This is a genomic window from Microcoleus sp. K5-D4, assembly GCF_036704575.1.
In the GTDB taxonomy this organism is placed as follows: Bacteria; Cyanobacteriota; Cyanobacteriia; order Cyanobacteriales; family Microcoleaceae; genus Microcoleus.
Genome location: NZ_JAUBSD010000053.1, coordinates 1 through 20,273, shown reverse-complemented (window position 1 = coordinate 20,273; position 20,273 = coordinate 1). Strand labels below are relative to the sequence as shown.

Sequence of the window (20,273 nt, the reverse complement as noted above, 5' to 3'; positions counted from 1 at the left end):
AAAATCCAAAACCGCCAAGTCCTTGCATCCCAAATCTAAAATCTAAAATCTAAAATCGATTATGGGCATCCGTTCTTACCGACCTTATACGTCCAGCACCCGAGAACAAACCGTCTCGGACTTTGCTGAAATTACCAAATCAGAACCAGAAAAGTCTCTAACCAGTAATAAGCACACCAAACAAGGCCGCAACAACCGAGGCGTCATCACCTGTCGCCACCGGGGAGGCGGTCACAAACGGCTTTATAGAGACATCGACTTCCGCCGCGACAAACACAGCATTCCCGCTACTGTCAAGGCGATCGAATATGACCCCAATCGCAACGCCCGCATCGCCCTCCTGTTCTACAAAGACGGCGAAAAACGGTACATCCTGCACCCGCTTAACTTAAACGTCGGTACAGTAATTGTCTCAGGTCCAGACGCGCCGATCGAGATCGGTAACGCCCTCCCCCTGAAGAACATTCCCCTCGGTACCAGCATCCACAACGTCGAGCTAGTACCTGGAAAAGGCGGACAAATCGTTCGCTCCGCCGGCTCCAGCGCTCAGCTAATGGCAAAAGAAGGTAGCTACGTTACCCTCAAACTGCCATCCGGCGAACAGCGCAAAGTCCGCGCCGACTGCTATGCCACTATCGGTCAAGTCGGCAACACAGACGCCAGAAACATCAGCCTCGGCAAAGCAGGTCGCACCCGCTGGAAAGGTCGCAGACCCACCGTTCGCGGTAGTGTCATGAACCCGGTAGACCACCCGCACGGCGGTGGCGAAGGCAGAGCTCCCATCGGACGTCCGGGGCCTGTCACTCCTTGGGGTAAACCAGCATTGGGTGCAAAAACTCGACGCAAAAACAAGCGCAGCGACGCTTTAATCGTCCGCCGCCGCCGCAAATCTTCCAAGCGCGGTAAGGGCGGTAGACAAAGCTAGTCATCAGTCAGCAGTCTTCAGTGCTTAGTTATTAACTGCTAACTAATGACTGAGGACTGATGACCAATGACTGCTGAATCATGCCTAATGACTCCTGAATTACTAAAAAAATCATGTCTCGATCGCTAAAAAAAGGCCCCTTTGTCGCAGATGCTCTGATGACAAAAATCGAAAAACTCAACGCCGCCGGCCAAAAACAAGTAATTAAAACTTGGTCGCGATCTTCCACAATCCTGCCCCAAATGGTAGGTCACACGATCGCCGTTCACAACGGCAGACAGCACGTACCAGTCTACCTCACCGACCAAATGGTAGGTCACAAACTCGGAGAATTTTCCCCCACTCGCACCTTTAGAGGTCACGCGAAAAGTGGTGATAAAAAGGCAAAAAGATAGCCGAATTAGGTGACAGGTAATAGGTAGTCGGATCAACTTTTTCCCAATTACCAATTACCTTTTTCCCAATTACCAATTACCAATTACCCAAATCGAAATGGTTATAGATACCACATCCGAAATTAAGGCGATCGCCCGTTACATCCGGACATCCCCCTTCAAAGTGCGCCGAGTCCTCGACCAAATTCGCGGCAAAAGCTACCAAGAAGCGCTGATTTTACTCGAATTCATGCCCTACCGCGCCTGCGAACCAATCGTCAAAGTTTTGCGATCGGCAGTAGCCAACGCCGAACACAACGCAGGATTGGATAAATCCAAGCTGGTAGTTTCTCAAGCATACGCAGACCAAGGCCCAGTCCTCAAACGCTTTAGACCCCGCGCTCAAGGTCGCGCCTACCAAATCCGCAAGCCAACCTGTCACATTACCGTAGTAGTAGCTCCGCTCGTAGAAAACTAAACCAGGGAAAAACGTAATAGGTAATAAACAGCTTAAAGTTGAAAAAATGGGTAATCACCAATTACCAATTACCAATTACCAATTACCAATTACCAATTAACTCATCAACTATTATGGGCCAAAAAATACATCCAATTGGTTTTCGCCTCGGCATTACCCAAGAGCACCGCTCTCGCTGGTTTGCCGATCCCAAAAACTATCCAGAACTCTTGCAAGAAGACTATAAAATTCGCAAGTACGTTCGTAAAACCCTCAGCAATGCTGGCATTTCATCGGTCAAAATTGAGCGGAAAGCTGATCAAATCGACCTAGAAGTGTTCACCGCCAGACCAGGCGTTGTCGTAGGCCGCGGCGGAGCAGGCATCGAAACCTTGCGCGTCGGTTTGCAGCAGCAACTCGGTAGCAACCGCCAAATCCGCATCAACGTCGTCGAAGTCCAGCGAGTAGACGCCGATGCCACACTGATCGCGGAATACATTGCTCAGCAACTAGAACGGCGCGTATCTTTCCGCCGAGTCGTCCGCCAAGCGATCACCCGCGCCCAAAAAGTCGGCATCCAAGGCATCAAAATTCAAGTCAGTGGACGCCTCAACGGTGCAGAAATTGCCCGTACGGAATGGACCCGGGAAGGAAGAGTCCCCTTGCACACGCTGCGGGCAGACATCGACTACTCCTACTGCACTGCTCAAACCATCTACGGTATTCTGGGCATTAAAGTTTGGGTTTTCAAAGGTGAAATTATTCCCGGACAGGAACAAGAGGCTGCACCAAATGCAGCAGTGCCCCGCACCAAACAAAAGCGCCGCCGCCAGAACTTTGAAGATCGATCGAACGAAGGCTAGCTAATTGTTAACTGTTAGTTGTCATTTGTTAAGTGTGAGTTGTTCCAAACCAATTAGCAATTAGCAATCACCAATTAGCAATTACCAATTACCAATTACCCAACTCCCAAAGCCATGTTAAGCCCTAAAAGAACGAAATTCCGCAAACAACAGCGCGGGCGAATGAGCGGTATTGCCACCCGCGGCAATACAGTTAGCTTTGGCGACTTCGCGCTCCAAGCCGTCGAACCCGCCTGGATCACTTCCCGCCAAATAGAAGCCGGACGCCGCGCCATGACCCGCTATATCCGCCGGGGTGGCAAAATCTGGATTCGCATTTTTCCCGACAAACCAGTCACCGAGCGCGCAGCAGAAACCCGGATGGGTTCTGGTAAAGGCTCACCAGAGTTTTGGGTGGCCGTGGTCAAACCGGGCCGGGTAATGTTTGAAATTGGCGGAGTAAGTGAAGAAACTGCCCGCGAAGCAATGCGTTTGGCATCTTTCAAGTTACCAATTAAAACCAAGTTCATCACTCGCGAAGAAGGCCAGTCATAGCGAAGAGCGAAGGTAGAATTAGGTCTGTATTAATCAGCATTTTAAACGGCTACAGCATTTTAAAATCTGGCTTTCATAACTTTTCTTTCCTTCGACCTTCAGCCTAAGAGACAATTAGGTCTTCTGTCATACCGCTCGCTAACGAGAAAGCACACAATTATGTCTTTGACCAAGATTAAAGAAGCTAGAGAATTAAGCGATGCTGCAGTAGCAGAGCAAATTTTAGCCGTCAAGCGCCAATTAATGGAATTGCGGCTCCAGCAAGCTACCGGCCGCATGGAAAAGCCTCACCTGTTCAAGCACGCCAAACACCGGCTAGCTCAATTGATGACAGTTGAACGCGAGCGCCAAATCGTTGCTGAGAAAGAAGCGGCAGAAAAATCAGCCGCAGCTCAAGAAGCCGCAGGTTCGGCTCCCAGCCCAGAAGTCAGCCAAGAGTGAGCAGCAACCTAGCCTCGGCTCGCACAGTAGCTAAAAACAAGTCAATTGCACAACAAAAATAGGTAGGTATGGCAATTAAAGAACGAGTTGGCGTAGTAGTCAGCGACAAGATGGATAAAACCGTCGTGGTAGCAATCGAAAACCGCTCCTCCCACACCAAATACGGCAAAATCGTAGTCCGCACCAAGCGCTACAAAGCTCATGACGAAGAAAATCAGTGCAAATCTGGCGATCGCGTCCGCATCACGGAAACTCGCCCACTGAGCAAAACCAAACGTTGGACGGTTGCTGAGATTTTCGGGACAAAAAACGGCTAACAGTTAATTGCGATCTCGCGCTCGCCCGATCGGTACTTGATTAATCAATTAGTCGTCAACAGTCAACAGTTAACAGTCAACAGTTAACAGTCAACAGTTAACAGTCAACAATCACCATGATTCAACCCCAGACATACCTCAATGTCGCCGACAATAGCGGAGCCCGCAAACTGATGTGCATCCGCGTATTGGGAGGCGGCAACCGTCGCTACGGCGGAGTCGGCGATGTCATCATTGCCGTCGTCAAAGACGCCATCCCCAATATGGCGGTCAAAAAATCAGATGTTGTTCGGGCTGTCATTGTCAGAACCCGCAAAGGTCTGCGTCGCGACAGTGGCATGAGCATTCGTTTTGACGATAACGCCGCCGTTATTATCAACGTAGACGGCAACCCCAAAGGCACTCGCGTCTTCGGCCCCGTTGCCCGCGAATTGCGCGACAAAAACTTTACTAAAATCGTTTCCTTAGCCCCGGAGGTACTTTAAAATGTACGGAAAAAAGGGTAAACCAACTAGCGAGCCGCAGCGCTACAGAATGCACGTCAAAGCGGGCGACACCGTGCAAATAATTACTGGCAAAGAGAAAGGAAAAGTCGGAGAAATCTTAAAGACATATCCTAAAGTCAGCAAAGTAATTGTTAAAGGTGTAAACATCAGAACAAAGCACGTCAAGCCCCAGCAAGAGGGAGAGTCCGGGAAAATACTCACATTTGAGGCTCCCATTCACAGCTCAAATGTCATGCACTATTCCGAAAAAGAAAAAATAGCTAGCCGCGTTTGCTATACATTTAGCGAAGACGGTCGGAAACTGCGACAGCTCAAAAAAACTGGAGAAATCATCGATCAATAGTGATTTGTTATTAGTCATCGGTCATTAGTCCGCCTTCTGACAAGTGACTTTTCAACTCATAACTAACAGCTAACATCGGTGGGACGGACAATCGACAAATTCCCTGACCAAGCCCAGGGACAGTTAACGAAACACAAAAACTATGCCGGACAAACTCAAAGTTCTTTATCAAGGAAAAATCGTTCCCACACTGATGGATCAGTTTAAATATACTAATATCCATCAGGTTCCCAAACTCGTCAAAGTCACAGTGAACCGCGGTTTGGGAGAAGCATCTCAAAACGCTAAGGCACTGGATTCGTCGATCAACGAAATTGGCATCATCACCGGTCAAAAACCAGTGGTGACGCGGGCGAAAAAAGCGATCGCAGGCTTCAAAATCCGCAAAGGAGTACCCGTCGGCGTTATGGTGACGCTGCGCGGCGATCGGATGTACGATTTTCTCGATCGGCTGATCAACCTCGCACTCCCCCGAATCCGCGACTTCCGCGGCATCAGCCCCAAAAGCTTCGACGGACGCGGCAACTACAGCTTGGGTCTGAGAGAACAGCTAATTTTTCCAGAAATAGAATATGACCGCATCGATCAAATTCGAGGCATGGACATTTCAATTATCACCACAGCAAACACTGACGAAGAAGGACGCGCCTTGCTTAAAGAAATGGGAATGCCGTTCCGGGACAACTAAGCACTAGAGTAAGAAGCAAAAGATGGCAGCTAACGATACCATAGCAGATATGTTGACGCGCATTCGCAATTCTTGCATGGCGCGCCACCAAACAACGCAAATTCCAGCTACAAAAATGACCCGCAGCATCGCCCAAGTCCTCAAAAGTGAAGGCTTCATCGGCGAATTTGAAGAAGCAGAAGCAGAAGGGGTCAAGCGACATTTAGTGCTTTCTCTAAAGTACAAAGGTAAAACTCGCAAGCCCATTATCACGGCACTTAAGCGAGTCAGCAAACCAGGACTGCGCGTTTACTCGAACCGTAAAGAATTGCCCAGAGTGTTAGGCGGAATTGGCATAGCCATTATTTCCACCTCCAGCGGCATTATGACGGATAGAGAAGCTCGACGCCAAGGTTTGGGCGGTGAAGTGCTTTGTTATGTTTGGTAGTCATTAGTCATTAGTCATTAGTCACTGGTCGTTGGCAACCGACTCAAAAATCAATCACTAAGGACTAATAACTAAGCACTAATAATCAAGGACTAATAACTAAAAACAAAGGACAAAAAACTATGTCGCGAATTGGCAAGCGTCCGATTAGCATCCCCACGAAAGTCACCGTCACCCTAGACGGTCAAAAAGTAGCCGTCAAAGGCCCTAAAGGTGAACTTTCCCGAGTTATCCCAGCCGAAATCCTCATGGGAATTGAAGGCGAGACTTTACTCGTTACTCGCCGAGACGAATCTCGCGTCGCCAGACAACTGCACGGCTTGTGCCGCACCCTAGTCGCAAACATGGTCGAAGGTGTATCTCAAGGTTTTCAGCGGCGTCTCGAAATTATCGGCACAGGTTATCGGGCACAGGTTCAAGGACGGAACCTGATTTTAAACGTCGGTTACAGCAAACCCGTTGAAATGCCTCCTCCAGAAGGCATCACAATGGCAGTTGAAGGCAACACAAACGTCATTGTCTCCGGCATTGACAAAGAACTCGTAGGCAATACAGCAGCCCGCATCCGCGCAGTGCGTCCGCCCGAAGTCTACAAAGGCAAAGGCATTCGCTACAGCGGCGAAGTCGTCCGGCGCAAAGCTGGTAAAACAGGCAAAACAGGTAAGAAGTAACAATGAAGCTTACTCGCAAAGAATCAGTCCAGCGCAGACACCGCCGTGTTCGGCGCAAGGTGTTCGGCACCGCCGAACGTCCCAGACTAGCGGTATTTCGTTCAGAGCAGCACATCTACGCTCAAGTAATCGACGACACCGCCCAGCACACTTTGGCCGCCGCGTCAACCCTCGATCCCGAATTGAAGTCAACTCTCAGTTCTGGCGGCAACTGCTCCGCGAGCGTGCAAGTCGGTCAGTTGATTGCCAAACGCTGTTCCAGCGCTGGCATAGTCAAAGTCGTATTTGATCGGGGGGGCAACCTCTATCACGGTCGTGTCAAAGCCCTCGCAGAAGCAGCTCGCGAAGCGGGGTTAGACTTCTAGAGGGGGTAATGGGTAGCGGGTAATGAGTAATTAAAAAGTAAAAAGTCAAAAGTTGAAAGTTAAAAGGCAAAATCCAGATTTCTTCTATTTTTACTTTTTACTCAAACAATTACCACTTGCCGATCGCCTTTCACCAATTACTAATTCCCACAGGACAAAACTATGGCAGAACAAAAAGAACAGCGCAACAAGAAAAAAAGCAGCAGCAACAACAAAGGGCGCGAAAAAGAATCCGAATGGCAAGAACGGGTTGTTCAGATTCGGCGCGTTACCAAAGTAGTCAAAGGTGGTAAAAAACTCAGCTTCCGCGCCATAGTCATTATCGGCAACGAACGCGGTCAAGTTGGAGTAGGAGTCGGCAAAGCTAGCGACGTAATCGGTGCCGTTAAAAAAGGCGTCGCTGACGGCAAAAAGCACCTAATTGAAGTCCCCCTCACCAAATCTAACTCCATCCCTCACCCCATCAACGGTGACGGCGGCGGAGCTAAAGTGATGATGCGGCCGGCCGCTCCGGGAACCGGGGTAATTGCAGGGGGAGCAGTGCGAACTGTTCTCGAACTAGCAGGAGTCCGCAACATCTTAGCCAAACAGCTAGGTTCTGGAAATCCCTTAAACAACGCCCGAGCCGCAGTCAATGCCCTCTCCACCCTCCGCACCTTGTCCGAAGTTGCTCAAGAGCGCGGAATTCCAGTAGAAAATCTCTACGGTTAGGGCACGCGAGAATGGGAAACTGTAAGTTTTGAGTGTTAAGTGCTTGCGGTGAAAATAAAAAAATCCGCAACTTAAAACTCACGCACTCAAAACTACTGCGTACCCCCTCTCTACATACCAATTACCAATTACCAATTACTAAAACTATGAGATTGCAAGACGCCCGACCCAAAGCAGGCTCCCAAAAGCGCCCCCGACGCTTGGGCAGAGGTATTTCTGCCGGTCAAGGCGCGAGCTCCGGCAAAGGGATGCGCGGTCAAAAATCTAGAGCCGGTAGCGGCACTAGACCCGGTTTTGAAGGAGGTCAAAATCCTCTCTACCGCCGTCTCCCCAAGTTGAAAAGCTTCCCTCTAGTGAACCGGAAAGAGTACACTACCATTAATGTAAGTAAATTAGCATCGCTGCCAGCAAACACCGAAGTTACTCTCACCTCTTTGATCCAAGCAAAAATTGTCACCACAGACGACGGGCCGCTGAAAATCTTAGGAGATGGTGAACTGAATGTACCTTTGCAAGTGCGCGCCTCGGCTTTTACCGCAGGTGCTCGCACCAAAATTGAAGCTGCAGGCGGAAGTTGTGAATTAGTTGCGTGAAGATTTGAGGTTTGAGAGTCTGTCCAAATCTCAAATCCTCAAGCTTGCTATCAGAAAATGATTTAGTCGAAAATCCCAAATCTAAAATCCAAAATCGTAACTATGGACGTTAGTAGAGAGAAAGCGCCAACTGCACAAGAGACGTTCATGCAGATGGCTCAAGCTGCTGGTTTACGAGGCCGCATCCTCGTAACCGTTGGCTTACTGATTTTAGTACGCCTGGGTGTCCACTTGCCAGTCCCCGGCATCGATCGAGTCGCCTTTGCCCAAAACGTCCAAAATAGCCCTTTAATTGGCTTTCTGGACTTGTTCTCAGGAGGCGGCTTGTCAGCGTTGGGGATTTTCGCGTTGGGGATTTTGCCCTACATTAATGCTTCAATTATTGTGCAACTTCTAACTGCGGCTCTGCCAAGCTTAGAAGACTTGCAGAAAAATGAAGGAGAAGCGGGGCGACGCAAAATTTCTCAAATTACTCGCTACGTTTCTTTGGGCTGGGCAATTCTGCAAAGTATTGGCATTGCGATTTGGGTCAGCCCTTTTGCTCAGTCTCCATCGCCTTTATTCATAGCACAAACTGCTTTGGCTCTGACAGCCGGCTCAATGTTTGTGATGTGGATATCGGAAGTGGTGACGGAACGAGGTATCGGGAACGGAGCGTCGCTGCTGATTTTTATCAATATTGTGTCGGTATTGCCGCGCTCTTTGGGACAAACTTTTGAATTGGCTCAAAGTGGGGACACGCAAGTTGTCGGCCGCGTAGTCGTTCTGCTGCTGGTCTTTTTGGTAACGATTGTCGGGATTGTTTTTGTTCAGGAAGGTACTCGCCGCATTCCGATTATTTCGGCCCGTCGCCAAGTCGGCCGCAAAGTTTATCGGGAGAGCCGGAGTTATCTGCCCCTGCGCTTGAATCAAGGCGGAGTGATGCCGATTATTTTTGCATCTTCGGTGTTGATTGTGCCTTCTTTCCTCGCTCAGTCTCTCAATAACCCGTTTTTGGTTCAAGTTGCTAATGTTTTGAGTCCGAACGGCCCTGCCCCTTGGGCTTACGCGCTGTTTTATCTAACTTTGATTCTGTTCTTCAGCTATTTCTACGCTTCGTTGATTGTCAACCCCGTAGATATGTCTCAGAACTTGAAGAAAATGGGCGCTAGCATTCCTGGAATTCGTCCGGGTCAGAAAACGAGTGATTATGTGGAGAAGGTTTTGAACCGTTTGACTTTCTTGGGAGCGATTTTTCTAGGTCTGGTGGCTATTGTACCAACTGCTGTAGAAAGCGCGATCGGTGTGCAAACTTTTAGAGGTTTTGGCGCAACTTCCCTACTGATTTTAGTAGGTGTGGCGATCGAAACTGCTAAGCAAATTCAAACTTACGTCATCTCCCAGCGATATGAAGGAATGGTGAAGTAATCGTAATGCAATTTATTTTCATGGGACCTCCTGGGGCGGGAAAGGGAACTCAGGCTCAGATATTAGCCGCTCTCTGGAAAATACCCCACATTTCTACGGGCGAAATCCTGCGCGCCTGTGTGGTGGCGAAAACTGCCTTGGGCCTAAAGGCGCAATCTTACATGGATAGGGGTGAGTTGGTTCCCGACCAATTGCTGATGGATATCGTGCAGGAACGCTTGAATGAACCGGACGCGAATGCGGGCTGGATTCTCGACGGCTTTCCCCGCACTGTCGCCCAGGCAACTTTTTTAGACAAACTGCTGCACAAGCTTAGCGGTGCCGAGGAGAGTACATCGAACCCCAAATGTGGTCTCAAAGCTGTTAATCTCGACGTGCCTGACGACATTTTGGTGTCTCGCCTGCTGTCGCGGGGCCGGCAGGATGACAATGAGGAGACGATCCGCCGTCGGTTGCAAGTTTATCGCGAGCAAACTGAGCCTTTGATTGATTTTTACAGCGGCCGTCAACAGTTAGTTGCGGTTGATGGCGATCGAGCAATGGAATTAGTCACTGCTGAACTGCAGCAAGCTCTCTCTGGCGACTCTTGAACCCTCGCAATACAGCTTGTTACTCACTAGCTTTTGCTAAGATATGTTAACTAGGAGCTTTTTGTGCTATCAGGTTTTGTAAGGGTTGCGAGAGACCGGATTGAACTCCATACTAATTGCCACAACTTTACTCAAGTAAAGCTAAAACAAGCGGTTGGTTCAGTATTAAAGTCGATCGAGTCGCCCTAATTATTGCCCCCCGCTCCCGTTTGACTCCTACCAGTAAATAGGTTTGGAGGCCAACGCCGGGACACTCCTAGTTAATCAAATGTAGAGTTGAGGTAAATACCAAATTGTCTAAGCAAGATTTAATTGAAATGGAAGGGACAGTGACGGAATCCCTGCCCAATGCGATGTTTCGCGTTGACCTAGATAATGGGTTTAACGTGCTGGCTCACATTTCCGGCAAGATCCGCCGCAACTACATCAAAATTCTGCCTGGCGATCGCGTCAAAGTCGAATTGACTCCCTATGACTTGACCAAAGGCAGGATTACTTATCGCCTTCGGAAAAAATAGGCTTAGATAAAACTTTCTAAAAACGAATTCTAAGTTTAATTTAGAGAGAATTTGGTAAAAAGCTTCAAATTTATGCTATAATGCTACGTTTGTAGTGTTGCCGAGAAGGGCGTCAACAACCTACCGGTGTACCGGGTTAAGTCATTGTTACACCGTAAAAGTATCGCTCGCCAACACTCTGGCGCAGGCTAACTTTACCCAGCAATGGGAGTGGGTGCAAGCGGGCTCCTTCATGAAACAACCCGCACTTTATACAATTTAATCGAGGAGAGGTCTACACCTTGCCCAGCCTCTCCTCCCACCGCTCTACGGGCAGTCCCAGCGTGCCTGTTCTCCGCTAGAGCGGGGTTCTCCAGGCAGGAAGAAAGATGAAAGTTCGAGCATCTGTCAAAAAAATTTGTGAGAAATGTCGCGTCATCCGCCGTCGCGGTCGAGTGATGGTGATATGCACTAACCCGAAACACAAACAGCGCCAAGGTTAGAAAAAACGAAGATTGGGCACTGCACGCAGGTGCATCCTAATTGAACATTGTAGCCAAACAGGAAAACTAGGGAGACAAAAAGTGTGGCACGGATTGCCGGGGTAGACCTTCCACGCGATAAGCGCGTCGAAATAGGTCTGACATACATTTACGGAATAGGCTTGTCGCGGGCCCAAAAAATTATCGCTGCAACAGGCGTCAATCCTGACACTCGCGTCAAGGATTTAACAGAGGCCGACGTGACAGCTCTGCGGGCTCATGTAGAAACCACATACCAAATCGAAGGAGACCTCCGGCGCTGGGAGTCAATGAACATCAAGCGCCTGATGGACATCGGAACTTATCGCGGTCGGCGTCACCGTTTGGGTCTGCCGGTGCGGGGACAACGAACCCGTACCAACGCCAGAACCCGTCGTGGCGTCCGCCGAACAGTTGCGGGCAAGAAAAAGGCACCTTCCAAGAAGTAACATCTTTTTTGGAAAAATACGCTGGGGGCTGCTGGCTCCTAGCGCTTCTGGACATTAGTTGAGAGAAACGTTAAAGAGACTAATATGGCGCGACCACAAACAGGCAAGAAATCTGGTGCAAAAAAGCAGAAACGGAATGTACCCAATGGGGTAGGCTACATCCAGTCTACCTTTAACAACACGATTGTAACTATTACCGACCTCAACGGTGAAGTGATATCCTGGGCATCGGCAGGTTCCAGCGGTTTTAAAGGAGCTAAAAAGGGAACTCCCTTTGCCGCTCAAACAGCAGCAGAAAGTGCTGCCCGCAGAGCCAACGACCAAGGAATGCGCCAAATAGAAGTAATGGTGAGCGGGCCCGGAGCAGGTAGAGAAACTGCAATCCGGGCGCTGCAAGGGGCGGGACTGGAAATCACCCTGATTAGAGATGTTACCCCAATTCCTCACAACGGCTGTCGCCCTCCCAAGCGGCGTAGAGTCTAAAACGATTTGAGATTTTAGATTTTAGATTTTGGATAATGGCTAACTGCTTAAAGTCAAAAACTAATGGTTCTAACTGTTGCCCCGTCCATCCAAAATCCGAAATCCGTTCAGGGGTATGCTCTGCAATCTAAAATCCAAAATCAAAAATCCAAAGTGGAAAAGGGAGGTCACTCCGTGGCGCAGTTTCAAATTGAATGTATAGAGTCTAACACTGACAAAGACCGCAGTCAGTACGGAAAATTTGTCCTGGAACCGCTCGATCGCGGTCAAGGAACAACTGTTGGGAATGCGCTTCGGCGAGTTCTGCTGTCAAATTTGGAAGGAACGGCAGTAACTTCAGTCCGAATCGCGGGCGTCAATCACGAGTTTGCCACGATCGAAGGGGTACGTGAGGATGTTCTAGAAATTCTCCTGAACATGAAAGAGGTGGTCCTCAAAACTCATTCTCAGCAGCCGCAAATCGGCAGGTTGCGGATTGAGGGGCCGGTCACAGTTACGGCCGATAGATTCGATTTGCCCTCAGAGGTGGAATTGATCGATCGCTCCCAGTACATTGCAACTCTCTCGCCCGGCTCAGTTCTGGAAATGGAATTCAGAATTGAAAAAGGCATCGGATACCGAGCAGTAGACCGCAGTCGCGATGATGGGTCGGCTTTGGATTTTCTCCAAATTGACGCTATCTTTATGCCGATTCGCAGAGTCAACTACAGCGTTGAAGATGCTAGGGTAGGCGGCACGGTCGAGAAAGACCGGCTGATTATGGAAATCTGGACTGATGGCAGCGTGACGCCTCAAGAAGCTTTGAGTCAATCTGCCCACATCCTGGTAGATTTATTTGCACCTCTCAAAGACATCACCCAAGATTCTCTCAAACCAGAGTATCCAGGTGAAGCCGATCCTACCAGCCAAATTCCGATCGAAGAATTGCAGTTGTCCGTCCGGGCTTACAACTGTCTCAAGCGGGCTCAGATCAACTCAGTCGCAGACTTATTGGATTATACCCAAGAAGACTTGCTCGAGATCAAGAACTTCGGGCAGAAGTCTGCCGAAGAAGTGATTGAAGCTTTACAAAAACGCTTGGGCATTACCTTGCCACAGGAAAAATCAGCTAAAAGTTAATCAACGGGTAACGGGTAAAAAAGTTCTGAATTTTAAGTAGGTGAGTTTTTAAGTTAAAGAAATCACCGCTCAAAACTCGCGGACTATCCCGGCACCCAATTACCAATTACCAATTACCAACTGCTATGCGTCACCGCTGTCGCGTTCCCCAACTCAACAAACCGGCTGACCAGCGCCGCGCCCTGCTGCGCTCGCTGACCACCGAATTAATCCGCCACGGTAAAATTACTACCACTCTCGCCCGCGCCAAAGCGCTGCGCCCAGAGGCGGACAGAATGATTACCCTGGCAAAAGATGGCTCATTGGCCGCTCGCCGGCAAGCTATGGGCTTTATCTACGACAAACAGTTAGTACACGCCTTGTTTGAAGCAGCCCAAGAACGGTACGGCTCGCGCAACGGCGGCTACACCCGCGTCGTGCGAACTGTCCCCCGTCAAGGAGACAATTCCGAAATGGCGATCGTTGAACTGGTTTAATTCCATTTTGGGTTGGAGATTTGTGATTTATGACTGACAATCGAAAATCCCCAATCGAAAATCCCCAATCGATACAGCGCGTTGCTTTGGTGATCCAATACCTCGGCACTAACTTTCACGGTTGGCAGCGACAGCCGAACCAGCGTACAGTACAAGAAGAAATTGAAACAGCAATATCGACTGTTCTGGAACGCCCGGTAACGCTGCACGCTGCTGGGAGAACCGATGCGGGAGTTCACGCTGCTGCTCAAGTAGCGCATTTTGATGCCCACGGCCCAATTCCGGCTCACCGCTGGGCAAGCGTTCTCAACTCTCGACTGGCAAAAGATATTTTAATTCGAGCTTCGGCAAAGGTGGAACCTACCTGGCACGCTCGGTTCTCAGCCAGTTGGCGGCGCTATCGCTACACCCTTTATACAGACCCGACCCCTAATTTGTTTGTGCGTCCTTTTGCTTGGCACTGCTACCGGGCCCCTGTGGATGAATCTTTAATTCAGACAGCTTTGACACCGCTAATCGGGCGGCATCACCTGGCTGCTTTCCACCGCGCGGGTTCTGCCCGACCCCATTCCTGGGTGGACGTGCAAGCGGCCGAGTGTCAGCGTTCTGGGCCTCTTATCTATATTGAGGTTCAGGCGAGCGGGTTTCTGTACGGGATGATGCGGCTGCTGGTGGGGTTGCTGGTGCAGGTGGGTCGCGGGGAAAGACCGATCGACAATTTCACAGATATCTGGGTCAACGAACGCCGAGAAATGGTAAAATATGCCGCTCCCGCTCAAGGTTTGTGCCTGCTGCGGGTTGGCTATTCAGAATTTCCCTTTCCCCCAGATGTCTGGTACGACACTCAGCCAAAATTAGTCATTAGTCATTAGTTATTAGTTATTAGTCATTAGTCATTAGTCATTAGTCATTAGTTATTAGTCATTAGGTAACTACTAATAAAAAACTAAGGACAACTAACAATTAAAAACTGACAACTGACAACTGACAACTGACAACTGACAACTGACAACTAACAACTAACAACAGTTAATAGACAACTAACAACTAACAATGAACAAAACTTACGTCCCTACTCAAGACTCCCTAGAGCACAAGTGGTACGTGGTCGATGCCGCCGACCAGCGGCTGGGCCGTCTGGCAACTGAAGTTGCCATGTACCTCCGGGGGAAACACAAACCGACTTACACTCCTTCTATGGATACCGGCGACTTCGTAATAGTCATCAATGCGGACAAAATCGCTGTTACTGGCAAAAAACGCACCCAGAAAATCTACCGCCGCCATTCTGGAAGACCGGGCGGCATGAAAACAGAAACTTTTGCCAAATTGCAAGCACGTTTGCCCGAAAGAATTGTCGAAGAAGCTATTCGGGGAATGCTACCTCACACTTCTCTGGGCAGACAACTGTTTACTAAACTGAAGGTGTACGCTGGCCCCAACCACCCGCACCAAGCTCAAAAACCAGAAGAATTAATTGTTCACACGATTCCGGGAGGAAATGAGTAATGCAAGCAACAGATACATCCGGTCGCGCTGTGTACTGGGGTACCGGACGCCGCAAGCGTTCCGTAGCGCGGGTGCGCTTGGTTCCCGGCACTGGCATACTGACTGTCAATGGTAAAGAGGGGGATTTGTACCTGCAATTCAACCCTACTTATTTGGCTCTCGCTAAGGCCCCTCTGGAAACTTTGGGTCTGGAAAATGAGTACGATATTTTAGTAAAAGTCGAAGGCGGTGGCTTGACAGGTCAGGCTGACTCGATTCGCTTGGGTGTCGCTAGAGCACTTTGTCAATTAGACCCGGACAACCGCAAGCCTCTGAAGACTGAGGGCTATTTGACTCGCGACCCGCGGGCCAAAGAACGGAAAAAGTACGGTTTGCGGAAAGCTCGCAAAGCTCCTCAATACTCGAAGCGGTAATCGAAGGAAGAAGGAAGAAGGAACCAGGAAAAGGCAAAAATTATCTATCCAGATTTTACCTGCCTTTTTTTTGAAGTTTATTTCCGATTCCTGATTCCTGGTTCCAACAGATATAAGGCAAAATTGGTGCTGTTGTTGGTATACAAGTCCTGCGGCAGCTAAAATGGTTGTAAAGTCAAAAATTAGAGAGTAAAAACAATGGCAAAAGATGGCATTCACCCTGAGTGGTATCCCGAATCTCAGGTTTATTGCAACGGGGAACTTGTGATGACGGTGGGTTCAACTAGACCAAAGCTTCAAGTTGATGTCTGGTCGGGAAATCATCCTTTTTATACTGGCACTCAGAAGATTATTGATACTGAAGGTCGTGTGGAGCGCTTTATGCGGAAATACGGCATGAGCGAGGTAGAAATGCCGAAGGCAGATGCTTCCTCTGGACCGCTGAAAATGGAAGATCCGAAAGCAGATGCTTCTAAGGCTGCTGGTAAAGGCAAAAAGAAGAAGTAGCCGGATTGTCATTTGTCCGCAGTTTGTTGAGAGTAGTTCTTTCTACTGGCAACTTACCGCCCTCGGATTTTAGATTTTAGATTGAAGACTTGCTACGGCTGGCAGTAGAGTTCGATCGACATTCTATCCTAACTGCTGTTGAGTTCTAAAATCTAAAATCTAAAATCTAAAATCTAAAATCGATCCGCCCTCGGATTGGAGAGTTTAGATTGAAGACTTGCTATGCAGGCAGTTGAGTTCGATCGAGATTCTATCCCAACTGTTCTTCAAATCTAAAATCTAAAATCTAAAATCTAAAATCTAAAATCGATTGACAAAGGACAACTGACAATGGCTGAATCTTATTTGCTGGATAAATTGAAGTCGGTAGAGCAAACTTTTAATGAGTTGACTCGCCGCATGGCTGACCCGGATGTCGCTAGGGACAATCAAGAGTTTCAACGGGTAGCGAAAGCTCGATCGTCCTTGGAGGAAGTGGTCGATACTTTTGCTCTGTGGAAAACCACTCAGGAAGATTTGGTGGGCGCGCGACAGGTTCTCAAGGAAGCCGCGGGCGATCGAGATATGCAAGAAATGGCTGCGCTGGAAGTTCAGGAACTTGAGGCGAAGCTGGAGAGTTTAGAAAGTCGTTTGAAGGTTTTGCTGCTCCCCCGCGACCCGAACGATGACAAGAATATTATGCTGGAAATTCGGGCGGGTACTGGTGGAGATGAGGCTAGTATTTGGGCTGGAGATTTGCTGCGGCTGTATTCCCGTTACGCTCAAACTCAAGGCTGGCAGGTGAAGTTGGTGAGCGAGTCGCTGGCGGAAATGGGCGGGTTTAAAGAAGTGATTCTGGAAGTTACAGGCGACAGCGTTTACAGCAAGCTGAAGTTTGAGGCTGGGGTACACCGGGTGCAGCGGGTGCCTGTGACTGAGGCTGGCGGCCGGGTGCATACTTCGACGGCGACGGTGGCTGTGATGCCAGAGGTTGATGATGTGGAGATTCACATCGATCCGAAGGATATTGAGATGAGTACGGCTCGATCGGGCGGCGCTGGCGGTCAAAACGTGAACAAGGTGGAAACTGCTGCGGATTTGTTTCACAAGCCGACGGGAATTCGGATTTTCTGTACTGAGGAGCGCAGTCAGTTGCAGAATAAGGAGCGGGCGATGCAGATTTTGCGGGCTAAGCTCTACGAGATGAAGTTGCGGGAGCAGCAGGATGAGGTGAAGTCGCGGCGTTTGGCTCAGGTTGGTACTGGTTCGCGATCGGAGAAGATTCGCACTTACAACTATAAGGACAATCGGGCTACCGACCACCGTTTGGGGGAAAATTTCTCGCTCAATAGTGTTTTGGAAGGGGATATTGAGGGGATTATTCAAACTTGCATTTCTCAGGATCAGCAGGAACGTTTGGCTGAGTTGGCTGCTTCTACTAATTGATGGAGTGATGGGGGGCTAAGCGCATTGTTTGCTCAGCCTCAGTCCCCTTGTTACGCGGGAGATATGGTTGAGTAGGGCTTCCCAAATTGCGTCGGCGCTTTGGACGGGATATTTGAAATGTTCGAGGTCGTATTGTACAAGGACTTCTAGGGCTGCTAGGATTTGCTGGTTTCGACAACTGGCAATTGCTGCGATCGCCTCTTGTTGCCATCGGGCAAATAGTCTGTAGCTGAAAAAGGAGCTGCATTTTTGTCCTTTCTTGTTCAGGTAAAGGACTATTACTTGATGTTGTTTGGTGTAGACTTTTACTAGGCGATTGACGGGCATTCTCAGAGCTTCGGCAGCTTCTATTTTGGAGATTTGCCAGCATTTGGGTTTGAGCCAACCGGAGGCTGTAAGGCTCTGGCGTGTATGGCTGGGCTTGTGAGTTTTTTGAGTGCGTCTCTTGGTCATTTTCAGGGGGCGACAAGCGCCCCCGAACTGTTACAGGCAAAACTTTTCGCGCGATCAAGCCGCCTCAAAAATTTCTGCTTATTGACAAAATAATCTCTTGAGGGAAAAGAATACTCAGTTGTGATAAAAAAGAAGGGTCCTGCTAATACCACAAGACCCAAACCAATAATATGTTGCCCTTATTCTATCACTCGATACTTGAAAAATATCTGACACCAGCACAATTACTTACCCTTCAAATGCTAGTCTGGTTGTTACAGTCTCAAAAACAAGTTAGGGTAGTGCTAAACAAGTAATGATGCATTATAATGATGGATAAAATACCAGATAGCACCGATATGGTTGGCTAATGACTTTGAAAAGGACAAGGTTTTGCGTACTAAGCGAGAAACCCGCTGGCGTAAGGTATTGTTGAATCGTTCAATATAACTGGTCTTACCCGTTTCTTTGCCCACGGCTTGATGGCGCTTTTTCGGTAGCACTGCTCCATAGGCTGCCCAGAAATCGGTGTGAGCAACCGCACAGCAGGCGGTAAACCGGAGGCAAGGAATTCCACAATTGACGGGCTGCTGCTTCGTCCCTTGCCCCAATATAAACACCGACAATTTCACGAGTATTGGAGTCTAGAGCTAACCAGACCCATTGCTTGTGGCGTTTGTCAGCCACAAATGACCATAACTCATCACATTGAATCGTTAGCCTCCCCTTTTTTTTTGCGTCACCTGCACACTTCGAGGGATCATGGCATATTTCTGGTTGACGTATGTTTGGAGCCATTGTTCAGAAACCTGTGCTGCACGAGCAATTCCAGCCTGGGAAATGCGTTCTAGGAGTAATCGATCAATCAGTTCCCCTGTAGCTTGAGCAATCACTTTTTTAGTCGGTTGTTCGACAAACTGTCGTCGGCAGTTATGGCATTTGAACCGTTGTTTACCGTTGTGGATATGACCATTTTTTACGGTTTGAGAAGACGCACAAATGGGGCAGGGTGGCATGATATAGCAATCCTAAATGAATTGTGAAAAGGCATCAAATCTTTTCAAGTTAGGAAAATTGAAAAGATTATATTTAGCAAACAATTGAAATAAAAGATTAACGTATCGGCTCAATAAGTAGGGGTAGCAGAGAAAAAAAAGTAAGCAGAGTGCACAAACTGTCATAAAATAAGACACATGACGCCAAAGATTATTTCACCAGACAAGTCATCCTCCCATATCCTGCAAACCATCGACCCCCCAGGGATTGCAGACGAATCCATGCGTCATACAGTAGAGCTTTTACTGAACCTCATAGAACAATTACAATTAAAAGTCAAAGACTTGGAGTCAGAGAATCAACGGTTAAAAGATGAAAACAACCGATTGAAGGGAGAGCAAGGAAAACCAGACATCAAAGCCAAGTCCAAAGGATTCAAAAGCCAGCACTCTTCAGAGAAAGAACGAAAAACGCCAAAAAAGCACAGCAAAGGCAGTAAGAACGCCACAAGTAAAATAGATCGAGAAGAAATACTAGAATATCCTTGCATACCAACTACCAGCAGACGCAGAATTTAAAGGATACGAACAAGTAATCATCCAAGATATCAGCTTAGCAACCGACAACATATTATTTCGCAAACAGAAATATTACTCACCCTCAGTGGGAAAAACTTATGTAGCAGAATTACCAAGGGGCTACGAAGGAGAATTTGGACCTGGAATCAAAGCCTTAATCATCAGTTTGTACTATGGGGGTAATATGACCCAAGGCAAACTACTAGATTTTTTAGCCGATTTAGGTATTTCCATCTGGGCCGGTTATTTATCCAACCTATTAATCAAAAACCAATGCCTTTTTGAAACCGAGAAACAAGAAGTTTATAATTCAGGACTAGCGAGTAGTCCTTGGCAACACTTCGACCAAACTGGCGCGCGTGTAGGTGGAGTCAACCATACCACCAATATCATCTGCAACCCTTTATATACAGTCTACTTCACAACAGCTAATAAAGATAGATTGACGGTAATCAAAGGATTACAGCCCGGACGAGAACTAAAATTTATTCTGAATCCACTGACATTCTCACTAATTGGGGACTTCAAAATCCCGACTAAATGGCAGAATGCTCTCCAGCTATTACCCCAAGGAACTGTGTTGAGTGATGCACAGTTTAATCACCTACTCAATAAGTATGTACCCAAACTGGGCGAGCAACAAGTTACCCGGATTA

General features: G+C 48.4%; 30 protein-coding genes and 2 pseudogenes. 30 read left to right on the top strand and 2 right to left on the bottom strand.

The window, feature by feature from the left end:
• Positions 1 to 61: 61 nt before the first annotated feature.
• The 28 genes from rplB to prfA all read left to right on the top strand — a co-directional run bounded on the left by rplB (position 62) and on the right by prfA (position 17,611).
• On the top strand, positions 62 to 925 hold the full coding sequence (gene rplB / locus QUA77_RS17390; protein ID WP_333039612.1) for a 50S ribosomal protein L2: 864 nt from the start codon (positions 62 to 64) through the stop codon (positions 923 to 925).
• 113 nt (positions 926 to 1,038) lie between these two features.
• On the top strand, positions 1,039 to 1,320 hold the full coding sequence (gene rpsS, locus QUA77_RS17385; protein WP_006634997.1) for a 30S ribosomal protein S19: 282 nt from the start codon (positions 1,039 to 1,041) through the stop codon (positions 1,318 to 1,320).
• 97 nt (positions 1,321 to 1,417) lie between these two features.
• Positions 1,418 to 1,777 carry a 50S ribosomal protein L22 gene (rplV, locus tag QUA77_RS17380; RefSeq protein ID WP_006634996.1) on the top strand — a complete coding sequence of 120 codons (360 nt, stop codon included), beginning with the start codon at positions 1,418 to 1,420 and terminating at the stop codon, positions 1,775 to 1,777.
• A 113-nt stretch (positions 1,778 to 1,890) separates the two neighbouring features.
• A complete protein-coding gene (gene rpsC / locus QUA77_RS17375; protein ID WP_006634995.1) occupies positions 1,891 to 2,619 on the top strand; it encodes a 30S ribosomal protein S3 in 729 nt (242 codons plus the stop codon).
• A 114-nt stretch (positions 2,620 to 2,733) separates the two neighbouring features.
• Positions 2,734 to 3,153, top strand: a complete 420-nt coding sequence (gene rplP, locus QUA77_RS17370; RefSeq protein WP_333039615.1) for a 50S ribosomal protein L16 — start codon at positions 2,734 to 2,736, stop codon at positions 3,151 to 3,153.
• 159 nt (positions 3,154 to 3,312) lie between these two features.
• Positions 3,313 to 3,594 (top strand): 50S ribosomal protein L29, encoded by a 282-nt coding sequence (gene rpmC / locus QUA77_RS17365; protein WP_333039617.1) that lies wholly within the window; start codon positions 3,313 to 3,315, stop codon positions 3,592 to 3,594.
• A 68-nt stretch (positions 3,595 to 3,662) separates the two neighbouring features.
• Positions 3,663 to 3,911 (top strand): 30S ribosomal protein S17, encoded by a 249-nt coding sequence (gene rpsQ / locus QUA77_RS17360; protein ID WP_006634992.1) that lies wholly within the window; start codon positions 3,663 to 3,665, stop codon positions 3,909 to 3,911.
• A 116-nt stretch (positions 3,912 to 4,027) separates the two neighbouring features.
• Positions 4,028 to 4,396 (top strand): 50S ribosomal protein L14, encoded by a 369-nt coding sequence (rplN, locus tag QUA77_RS17355; RefSeq protein ID WP_006634991.1) that lies wholly within the window; start codon positions 4,028 to 4,030, stop codon positions 4,394 to 4,396.
• Between the two features lies 1 nt (position 4,397).
• Complete coding sequence (gene rplX, locus QUA77_RS17350; protein WP_242719707.1) at positions 4,398 to 4,760, top strand: 50S ribosomal protein L24; 363 nt, start codon at positions 4,398 to 4,400, stop codon at positions 4,758 to 4,760.
• Between the two features lie 142 nt (positions 4,761 to 4,902).
• The gene (rplE, locus tag QUA77_RS17345; protein WP_006634989.1) at positions 4,903 to 5,448 is read left to right on the top strand and encodes a 50S ribosomal protein L5; all 546 of its coding nucleotides are present in this window, start codon (positions 4,903 to 4,905) and stop codon (positions 5,446 to 5,448) included.
• 22 nt (positions 5,449 to 5,470) lie between these two features.
• A complete protein-coding gene (gene rpsH / locus QUA77_RS17340) occupies positions 5,471 to 5,875 on the top strand; it encodes a 30S ribosomal protein S8 (protein WP_190657976.1) in 405 nt (134 codons plus the stop codon).
• A gap of 122 nt (positions 5,876 to 5,997) precedes the next feature.
• Positions 5,998 to 6,546 carry a 50S ribosomal protein L6 gene (gene rplF, locus QUA77_RS17335; RefSeq protein ID WP_333039622.1) on the top strand — a complete coding sequence of 183 codons (549 nt, stop codon included), beginning with the start codon at positions 5,998 to 6,000 and terminating at the stop codon, positions 6,544 to 6,546.
• A gap of 2 nt (positions 6,547 to 6,548) precedes the next feature.
• Positions 6,549 to 6,911, top strand: a complete 363-nt coding sequence (gene rplR / locus QUA77_RS17330) for a 50S ribosomal protein L18 (protein WP_333039624.1) — start codon at positions 6,549 to 6,551, stop codon at positions 6,909 to 6,911.
• A 162-nt stretch (positions 6,912 to 7,073) separates the two neighbouring features.
• Entirely contained in the window at positions 7,074 to 7,622 is a 549-nt protein-coding gene (gene rpsE / locus QUA77_RS17325) for a 30S ribosomal protein S5 (RefSeq protein ID WP_190745441.1), read from the top strand.
• A gap of 146 nt (positions 7,623 to 7,768) precedes the next feature.
• Positions 7,769 to 8,215, top strand: coding sequence for a 50S ribosomal protein L15 (gene rplO / locus QUA77_RS17320; RefSeq protein ID WP_006634984.1), 447 nt, complete (start codon positions 7,769 to 7,771; stop codon positions 8,213 to 8,215).
• Positions 8,216 to 8,317: 102 nt separating this feature from the next.
• Positions 8,318 to 9,622, top strand: coding sequence for a preprotein translocase subunit SecY (gene secY, locus QUA77_RS17315; protein WP_333039629.1), 1,305 nt, complete (start codon positions 8,318 to 8,320; stop codon positions 9,620 to 9,622).
• A 5-nt stretch (positions 9,623 to 9,627) separates the two neighbouring features.
• Complete coding sequence (locus QUA77_RS17310) at positions 9,628 to 10,212, top strand: adenylate kinase (RefSeq protein WP_333451434.1); 585 nt, start codon at positions 9,628 to 9,630, stop codon at positions 10,210 to 10,212.
• A 293-nt stretch (positions 10,213 to 10,505) separates the two neighbouring features.
• Positions 10,506 to 10,730, top strand: a complete 225-nt coding sequence (infA, locus tag QUA77_RS17305; protein ID WP_006276978.1) for a translation initiation factor IF-1 — start codon at positions 10,506 to 10,508, stop codon at positions 10,728 to 10,730.
• Between the two features lie 368 nt (positions 10,731 to 11,098).
• Positions 11,099 to 11,212, top strand: coding sequence for a 50S ribosomal protein L36 (gene rpmJ / locus QUA77_RS17300; RefSeq protein WP_015178722.1), 114 nt, complete (start codon positions 11,099 to 11,101; stop codon positions 11,210 to 11,212).
• A gap of 83 nt (positions 11,213 to 11,295) precedes the next feature.
• The gene (gene rpsM, locus QUA77_RS17295) at positions 11,296 to 11,679 is read left to right on the top strand and encodes a 30S ribosomal protein S13 (protein WP_006634981.1); all 384 of its coding nucleotides are present in this window, start codon (positions 11,296 to 11,298) and stop codon (positions 11,677 to 11,679) included.
• 84 nt (positions 11,680 to 11,763) lie between these two features.
• Positions 11,764 to 12,162, top strand: a complete 399-nt coding sequence (rpsK, locus tag QUA77_RS17290) for a 30S ribosomal protein S11 (RefSeq protein ID WP_332978136.1) — start codon at positions 11,764 to 11,766, stop codon at positions 12,160 to 12,162.
• Positions 12,163 to 12,336: 174 nt separating this feature from the next.
• A complete protein-coding gene (locus QUA77_RS17285) occupies positions 12,337 to 13,281 on the top strand; it encodes a DNA-directed RNA polymerase subunit alpha (RefSeq protein WP_332958426.1) in 945 nt (314 codons plus the stop codon).
• A gap of 125 nt (positions 13,282 to 13,406) precedes the next feature.
• Entirely contained in the window at positions 13,407 to 13,757 is a 351-nt protein-coding gene (gene rplQ, locus QUA77_RS17280) for a 50S ribosomal protein L17 (RefSeq protein WP_190657966.1), read from the top strand.
• Between the two features lie 29 nt (positions 13,758 to 13,786).
• Positions 13,787 to 14,629, top strand: coding sequence for a tRNA pseudouridine(38-40) synthase TruA (gene truA / locus QUA77_RS17275; protein ID WP_333451431.1), 843 nt, complete (start codon positions 13,787 to 13,789; stop codon positions 14,627 to 14,629).
• A gap of 181 nt (positions 14,630 to 14,810) precedes the next feature.
• Positions 14,811 to 15,266, top strand: a complete 456-nt coding sequence (gene rplM / locus QUA77_RS17270) for a 50S ribosomal protein L13 (RefSeq protein ID WP_015178725.1) — start codon at positions 14,811 to 14,813, stop codon at positions 15,264 to 15,266.
• Positions 15,266 to 15,679, top strand: coding sequence for a 30S ribosomal protein S9 (rpsI, locus tag QUA77_RS17265; RefSeq protein ID WP_006634975.1), 414 nt, complete (start codon positions 15,266 to 15,268; stop codon positions 15,677 to 15,679). Before rplM ends, rpsI begins: the two co-directional genes overlap by 1 nt.
• Positions 15,680 to 15,877: 198 nt before the next feature.
• Complete coding sequence (rpmE, locus tag QUA77_RS17260) at positions 15,878 to 16,186, top strand: 50S ribosomal protein L31 (protein ID WP_333451429.1); 309 nt, start codon at positions 15,878 to 15,880, stop codon at positions 16,184 to 16,186.
• Between the two features lie 330 nt (positions 16,187 to 16,516).
• The gene (gene prfA / locus QUA77_RS17255) at positions 16,517 to 17,611 is read left to right on the top strand and encodes a peptide chain release factor 1 (RefSeq protein WP_333039635.1); all 1,095 of its coding nucleotides are present in this window, start codon (positions 16,517 to 16,519) and stop codon (positions 17,609 to 17,611) included.
• A gap of 15 nt (positions 17,612 to 17,626) precedes the next feature.
• Here prfA and QUA77_RS17250 read toward each other — a convergent pair whose 3' ends face one another.
• Positions 17,627 to 18,064 carry a hypothetical protein gene (locus QUA77_RS17250; protein ID WP_333451427.1) on the bottom strand — a complete coding sequence of 146 codons (438 nt, stop codon included), beginning with the start codon at positions 18,062 to 18,064 and terminating at the stop codon, positions 17,627 to 17,629.
• 284 nt (positions 18,065 to 18,348) lie between these two features.
• Positions 18,349 to 19,059: pseudogene (locus tag QUA77_RS17245) on the bottom strand (IS1 family transposase).
• Positions 19,060 to 19,236: 177 nt separating this feature from the next.
• Between QUA77_RS17245 and QUA77_RS17240 the strand changes: the two are divergent.
• Both QUA77_RS17240 and QUA77_RS17235 read left to right on the top strand, forming a co-directional pair.
• Entirely contained in the window at positions 19,237 to 19,617 is a 381-nt protein-coding gene (locus QUA77_RS17240; protein WP_333451425.1) for a hypothetical protein, read from the top strand.
• 85 nt (positions 19,618 to 19,702) lie between these two features.
• Positions 19,703 to 20,273: pseudogene (locus QUA77_RS17235) on the top strand (hypothetical protein); the annotation flags it as partial.